The organism is Mucilaginibacter sp. (assembly GCF_039935595.1).
GTDB lineage: Bacteria > Bacteroidota > Bacteroidia > Sphingobacteriales > Sphingobacteriaceae > Mucilaginibacter.
This window is the reverse complement of the sequence record NZ_JBDTJZ010000121.1, coordinates 1-6,314: the sequence shown is the minus strand read 5'-3', so window position 1 is coordinate 6,314 and position 6,314 is coordinate 1. Positions and strand designations below refer to the sequence as shown.

Below are 6,314 nucleotides of genomic sequence, written 5' to 3'. Positions count from 1 at the left end.
CCTTTTCGGCCAGCTCAACCGAGTTGTTTTTTTCGTCAATTATAAAAAATAGTTCGGCATCAACTTTATGCATTTCCTTGTTTTGGTCCTGCATGTAGTAGTTTTCTGTTTTTAACAATACTTGCTTATTGGCACCCTCGCTTAAATATTTAATTAAGGCTTTACTTTTGGGCAGCCCCCTAAAGGCACGTAACAAGGCCAAACCACCTTCTTCAACACCTGTTTTGCCTTCGGCGATGGATTTTTTAGCTTCGTTCAATACGCCGTTAACATAATTTTTTTGCGCGTTAACCAGGCGTTCAACACGTGGTTTTAACTCATGAAACTCGTGCTCATCGCCACGTGGTATAGGGCCTGATATGATTAAAGGCGTACGGGCATCGTCAATTAAAACCGAGTCAACCTCATCCACCATGGCATAATGCAGTTTGCGTTGTACCAATTCTTCAGGGCTGCGTGTCATATTGTCACGCAGGTAATCAAAACCAAACTCATTGTTGGTGCCAAAAGTTATATCGGCCATGTACGCGGCACGTCTTTCTTCCGAGTTTGGCTCATGCGCATCAATACAATCTACTGACAGGCCATGAAACTCATATAATGGTCCCATCCATTCCGAGTCACGTCGGGCCAGGTAATCATTTACCGTTACAATATGTACACCTTGTCCGGCAATTGCATTTAGGTATGCGGGTAGGGTGGCTACCAGCGTTTTACCCTCGCCCGTTGCCATCTCAGCAATTTTACCCTGGTGCAATACAATACCGCCAATTAGCTGCACATCATAATGTACCATGTTCCAGGTAACTTCATTACCGGCTGCCAGCCATTTATTATGGTGTATGGCTTTATCGCCTTTTATTACCACGTTGGTTTTGCGTGCAGCAAGGTTGCGGTCAAACTCTGTTGCGGTAACCTCAACGGTAGCGTTTTCAGTAAACCGGCGCGCGGTTTCTTTAACCACGGCAAAGGCTTCGGGTAAAATACGTAACAGTATTTCTTCCAGCTCTTTATTGCGGTCTTTTTCCAGCTTGTCCAGTTGAGTATATAGTTCAACTTTTTTGCTTACTTCCAGCCCGGCATCTTCAACCTCGGCTTTAATGGCCTGTATCTCACTATCAATTTGGGCAAGACCCTGGTTAATAGTTTCTTTAAAATCTATGGTCCTGGCTCGTAGGTCGTCATTACTCAGTTGGTCAAGTTTTGCATATTCGTCCTTTATTTTTTCAACTAAAGGCATTATGCTTTTAACGTCCCTGTCTGATTTGCTTCCAAAAAGTTTATTTATAAAATCTAACATATTATAATTGATATAACCCCGCTAATCTCAACAATTGCGCCATCGCAATTTTGAGGCCATTATGGCAGGTAAAGGTACAATTTATAGTGATTAGTTGATTAGTTAATTAGTGATTAGAGGGTTGTTTTATCATCCTCGTTATCATCAAAATCATCGTCATCAAAGTCATCCATAAATTTGTCATCATCAAACATTAGCTCTTCCAGTTTTTCCTGCTCGGGTGTGCTGGTATCAAAACGAATGGCCCAATTATCAGGTATATCGTGTGTTTTATCAAAGCTTCTTATCCATTTAACAAACTCTATTCTAAATTCTTCAACTTTTTCACGCATCAAATCAACATAATCTTCATCGTGCATATCCATCATTGCAGATGCGCTCACCGCGTTAAACATATCATGTACTGCAAATTTTATTAGTACTGCATTCTGCATTTTTAATGAATATAAACTACTGCCTTCAGCTCCTGCAACTTTCACTTGTATCAGCAAGGCATTGCCCACTATCTCACCTGCAAAATGTTCGCTTTTAGTATCGTTTTTAAGGGTTGCCCCTATAACTTCAGCAATTTCAAGTAACTCTTCTGCCTTTTTAAAAACGGGTAATCGCCTGTACTTATCTAATCTTTTCGACATGTTATAAATATAATCTTGTTTAAAAGTATAACATAAAACACTTTAAAAAAAGTCTCCCCAACAGGGGGAGATTATTCATAATATTATTTCTTTTCAATTGTGTTCATGAAGGCTTTGCCGTTTAGAGGGGGCTGACTATCTTTGCCGCATGAATATCCTGATCCTTGGTTCGGGCGGAAGGGAAAGCGCCTTTGCCTGGAAACTATCGCAAAGCCCCAAATGCCAGCAACTTTTTATTGCCCCCGGTAACGCCGGCACCGGCCAATACGGTACCAACTTAAACATTGGCGTAAACGATTTTGCCGGTATTAAACAGGCGGTTTTAGCCCATAACATTAATTTGGTGCTGGTTGGCCCCGAGGAGCCATTGGTTAGGGGAGTGCATGATTTTTTTCTGGCAGATGCCGAGCTTAAAAACATCCCGGTTATTGGTCCGCAGCAGCAGGGCGCGCAACTGGAAGGTAGTAAGGATTTTTCAAAACAGTTTATGGCACGCCATAATATCCCAGCCGCAAAATCAGAAACCTTTACCCGCGATACTGTACAAGAAGGGTTAGCGTATTTGCCAACTATTGGCTTACCTATTGTATTAAAAGCTGACGGATTGGCTGCCGGAAAGGGTGTATTGATATGCCTAACTTTGCAAGAAGCAGAATTAGAACTGGTTGATATGCTTACCAACGCCAAGTTTGGTGATGCCAGCTCGAAAGTGGTGGTCGAACAATTTTTGCAGGGTATTGAGCTTTCTGTTTTTGTTTTAACAGATGGCAACAATTATAAAATACTACCATCGGCCAAAGATTATAAACGTATTGGCGAAGGCGATACCGGGTTAAATACCGGGGGTATGGGGTCGGTTTCGCCGGTGCCGTTTGCTGATGCAGCGTTTTTAAATAAAGTAGAGCAACGGATTATCATTCCAACCATTGAAGGTTTGAAACAGGAGGGCATACCCTACAAAGGATTTATTTTTATAGGATTGATGAACTGCGACGGCGACCCATATATGATAGAATATAACTGCCGCATGGGCGACCCGGAGACTGAAAGCGTGTTGCCGAGGATAGAATCGGACTTTGTGGAGCTGTTATTAGGCGTAGCCGAAGGGAATTTGAACGAGAAAGAATTGGTATTATCCGGCAAAGTTGCAGCAACTGTAGTGATGGTTGCCGGTGGCTACCCCGGCGAGTACCTGAAAGATAAAGTAATTACAGGTATGGAGAATGTGCGCGAATCGCATGTTTTTCATGCCGGTACAGGGCTTAATGATATGGACGAGGTAAAAACTACAGGCGGGCGCGTGCTGGCCATAACCTCATTACAGGATAACCTATTTGATGCCTTACAGCAGGCCACTGCCGATGCCAGCCGTATATATTATGACGGTATGTATTTTAGGAAAGATATTGGTTTTGACCTATTATAATTATCCCGGCATTAAAGCCGGATTAAAATAGCATCTGATAATACTAAAACATTAAAAAATGCGTCTTAATTGCGAAATTAAGGCGCGTTTTTTGTTAGATTTAATTTAACTGCTATTAAACCTTTTGCAGGTCGTTTGTCTAACAATATATTTAAGGGAGCTATGAAAAAATCAATCTTTTTAGGGATGATCGTATTGGTCATATCCGGCTTATCATCCTGCACCAGCTACAACTATTATGTTGCAGGGCTTAACAGAACCAATTTAAGTAATTACCGCTCATTTGCCTGGATGCCTATGGGCAATGAGGATAACAACAGTAAAGACAATAATATGGTTGCCGATGCCAAAATAAAGGATGCGGCTACCCAAGCATTGGTTGGCAAAGGTTTAAAATTACAACAACGCAACCCTGATCTGCTAATCAGCTATTCAACCCAGGTTGGCCGTGGTACCCGTACCTATTATTATCCAAGTTATGGCTATGACTGGGGAGGTTATCCGGGATTTGGCTTCGGACTTGGCTATGGCTGGGGAGGCTGGGATGCATGGGGTTACCGCCCTTATTACTACGCTTATGGCGATCCGTTTATGTATGGTGGTGCATTAAGCATGGGCAAAGAGCATTATAAAGAAGGCACTATTATTATCGACCTTATTGACCGCCGCACCAGGCAAGTAGTTTGGCGTGGTTTTGGCGTAGGCGAGGTGCATCATAATCCGCAAAAGGATGTTGACGATCTGCCTAAAGTAGTAAATGGTGTGTTAGAGCAACTGAGCCTGGCACCGTCATCAGCGCCTCCGGCAGGTGGCAGCGGCGACAGAAGACAACAAAGGTTTATGCCAACCCATTCATCATAAAAAGATAAATTCAATATATATATACAAAAAGGCCCGCCATAATATTATGATTATGTCGGGCCTTTTTTTGTATTATTTATTTTTATAAGGCGCGTTGCGCTTTTTGTTTTTGATATAAATTGTAGGTGGCAAAAGCCAATGTGGCTATAACCAAAACAATTACCCAGGTATCAATAGGGCATTGGTTTGTTGCGGCATCCACGTCAACACCGGGTAAACCCGGGCCATCTGCGCAATCCTGCGCATACACACCAGTAGTAAGCAATAATAAAGCTAAAAGTAAACCGGATACTTTAATTTTTTTTATGTTCATCCCGCACATATACAATACATTATAATTTTACAAATTTACTATTTCCAACAACAGTTTTTGTATTATTATTAATAACTCTTAAAAAATACATGCCCGGAACGTACGAACTTATATCAGCCTGCCACCTCTCCGGCTGATCTGTTGATACAGATTTGATCACATTACCCCTGCTGTTGGTTACACTTATGGTATAATCAGGTAAAGTATTATCAGGTATAGCCTTTGCTATTTCGGCAATAGTTAATTTAATATTTGAACTGGCAGGATTAGGATAAACGCTTACCGAGTTTATGCCTGTGTTATTCCCTGTTGAATAATTAATAGAAACCTTAGAATAACTTAAGCCGCCATAAATATCTTGCTGTTTTAAGCGATAGATATTTACCCCGGCTTGCGGCGATTTATCAACAAACGAATAAGTACCTAAGCCGTTAGAAGCCATGGCACCTATTAATGAATAGGTTGCGCCGCCGTCATTACTGCGTTCAATAGTAAAGTTAACGTTGGTTAATTCATTCGCGGTTTTCCATATTAGGCTAACACCCGAAAAAGATTTCACGGCCTTAAGCTCAACTAAACGGTAAGCCGAATCAGGATTTTGGCCTATAACTAAATGGAACCTCGCTGAGCCAAATGTAGTGGTATCGGCAATGTTGGCGTTAAAAGTATAAATGGGTTGTGTTTTAATATCTACCGAATCTTTTTTATAAGCATCAGTAAGGAATATTTTGTACCTGGACGGTATATTCTTAGCCTCCGACAGATCTAATTTGTAAGTGCCGCTATTGGTAACATTTACATTTAAGCCAATTTGCTGCCTGATTGCCGGGAAAGGCATTTGGTTAACAGCCAGGTTATGGTTATCGCCAGACCGTGTAGACATATTAACCAGGCTAAGACCTTTTAAATATTCGGCGTCCTCGTTTATCAAATAATCAGGACTGGCTGACGATCTGAAGAATAATAAGGCATCGTCCCTGTTTAATGAGTCTTGCGATAAAACTATACGTAAATATTGATTTGCAGTTGCAGCATTAGTTGGCGCTGCCGATAACATTAAATTGCTTGCCGGTACTTGTGTGCTTGATTTATGCGCTTCGGTAAAAGTAAATGCCGGCGAAGCGCCTGTAGTTTTAATATAAAAGCCCTGTCCGCTTGGTATAATATTAGATGTTGAACCATCGGAGCTGGTTCCAACTCCGCCATTGCCGCGAACATATACAGCGTAAGCTTTATATTTTGGGTTATATACCCAAATAGTATTGCTGATGTTAGTGCCGCCGGTCATCACTTCCCAGTCAATTGAACTGGCATAAGGATTACCTAACAGGTTAAAACCCTGCACAGATACCGGTGTGGCCGGTGTATAGGACAAAATAGACTGCGTGGGCGTAAACCAATCCTTAGCAACTATACTGCCTTGGTTTAAATAGCCCGTAGCTGTAAATGTAGTAGCCAAAGCTACAGTACTGGTTACTGTTGGATTTACAGTAGTAGCTTTATCGCCCCTAAAAAACAACAACACACCGTTGCCTGCCGGTATGGTAAATCCGCTGCCATCGGTATCAATGGTAAAGCTCGATCCGGCGTTAATTTTGGCAATACCCCGGCTGTTACCCGAAATAAAGGTAGAGAAGTTTGGCGGTATATCTTCGCGGTAAAGATACATGGTTGGGTTACCTACGGCATCAAAGCCATTACTGGTGCCGCTGGTGCCTGTAGTATAAGTATTGGCGCTTATATAGGTTAAGTTAGGATATATTAAACTACCGCTGGATA

5 protein-coding genes and 1 pseudogene are annotated in these 6,314 nt (G+C 41.8%); 2 read left to right on the top strand and 4 right to left on the bottom strand.

Annotation, left to right across the window (positions count from 1 at the left end):
- Positions 1-1,300, bottom strand: a pseudogene (gene secA / locus ABI367_RS08340) (preprotein translocase subunit SecA); the annotation flags it as partial.
- A gap of 113 nt (positions 1,301-1,413) precedes the next feature.
- Positions 1,414-1,935: a hypothetical protein gene (locus ABI367_RS08335; protein WP_462229500.1), complete on the bottom strand. Its 522-nt coding sequence runs from the start codon at positions 1,933-1,935 to the stop codon at positions 1,414-1,416.
- A gap of 148 nt (positions 1,936-2,083) precedes the next feature.
- On the opposite strand from ABI367_RS08335, the gene purD reads away from it, so the two are divergent.
- Together purD and ABI367_RS08325 are read left to right on the top strand one after the other, a co-directional pair.
- On the top strand, positions 2,084-3,361 hold the full coding sequence (gene purD / locus ABI367_RS08330; RefSeq protein WP_462229498.1) for a phosphoribosylamine--glycine ligase: 1,278 nt from the start codon (positions 2,084-2,086) through the stop codon (positions 3,359-3,361).
- 162 nt (positions 3,362-3,523) lie between these two features.
- Entirely contained in the window at positions 3,524-4,222 is a 699-nt protein-coding gene (locus ABI367_RS08325) for a DUF4136 domain-containing protein (protein WP_462229496.1), read from the top strand.
- Positions 4,223-4,304: 82 nt separating this feature from the next.
- On the opposite strand, the gene ABI367_RS08320 is transcribed toward ABI367_RS08325, so the two are convergent.
- Both ABI367_RS08320 and ABI367_RS08315 read right to left on the bottom strand, forming a co-directional pair.
- Positions 4,305-4,535, bottom strand: a complete 231-nt coding sequence (locus ABI367_RS08320; protein WP_462229494.1) for a hypothetical protein — start codon at positions 4,533-4,535, stop codon at positions 4,305-4,307.
- 19 nt (positions 4,536-4,554) lie between these two features.
- Positions 4,555-6,314 (bottom strand): T9SS type A sorting domain-containing protein (locus ABI367_RS08315; protein ID WP_462229492.1); only part of this gene is annotated, 1,760 nt, incomplete at its 5' end.

Coding starts and splice junctions, on each gene's coding strand:
- ABI367_RS08325 (WP_462229496.1), top strand. CDS start 3,524: ATGAAAAAATCAATCTTTTTAGGGATGATCGTATTGGTCATATCCGGC.
- ABI367_RS08320 (WP_462229494.1), bottom strand. CDS start 4,535: ATGAACATAAAAAAAATTAAAGTATCCGGTTTACTTTTAGCTTTATTA.
- purD (WP_462229498.1), top strand. CDS start 2,084: ATGAATATCCTGATCCTTGGTTCGGGCGGAAGGGAAAGCGCCTTTGCC.
- ABI367_RS08335 (WP_462229500.1), bottom strand. CDS start 1,935: ATGTCGAAAAGATTAGATAAGTACAGGCGATTACCCGTTTTTAAAAAG.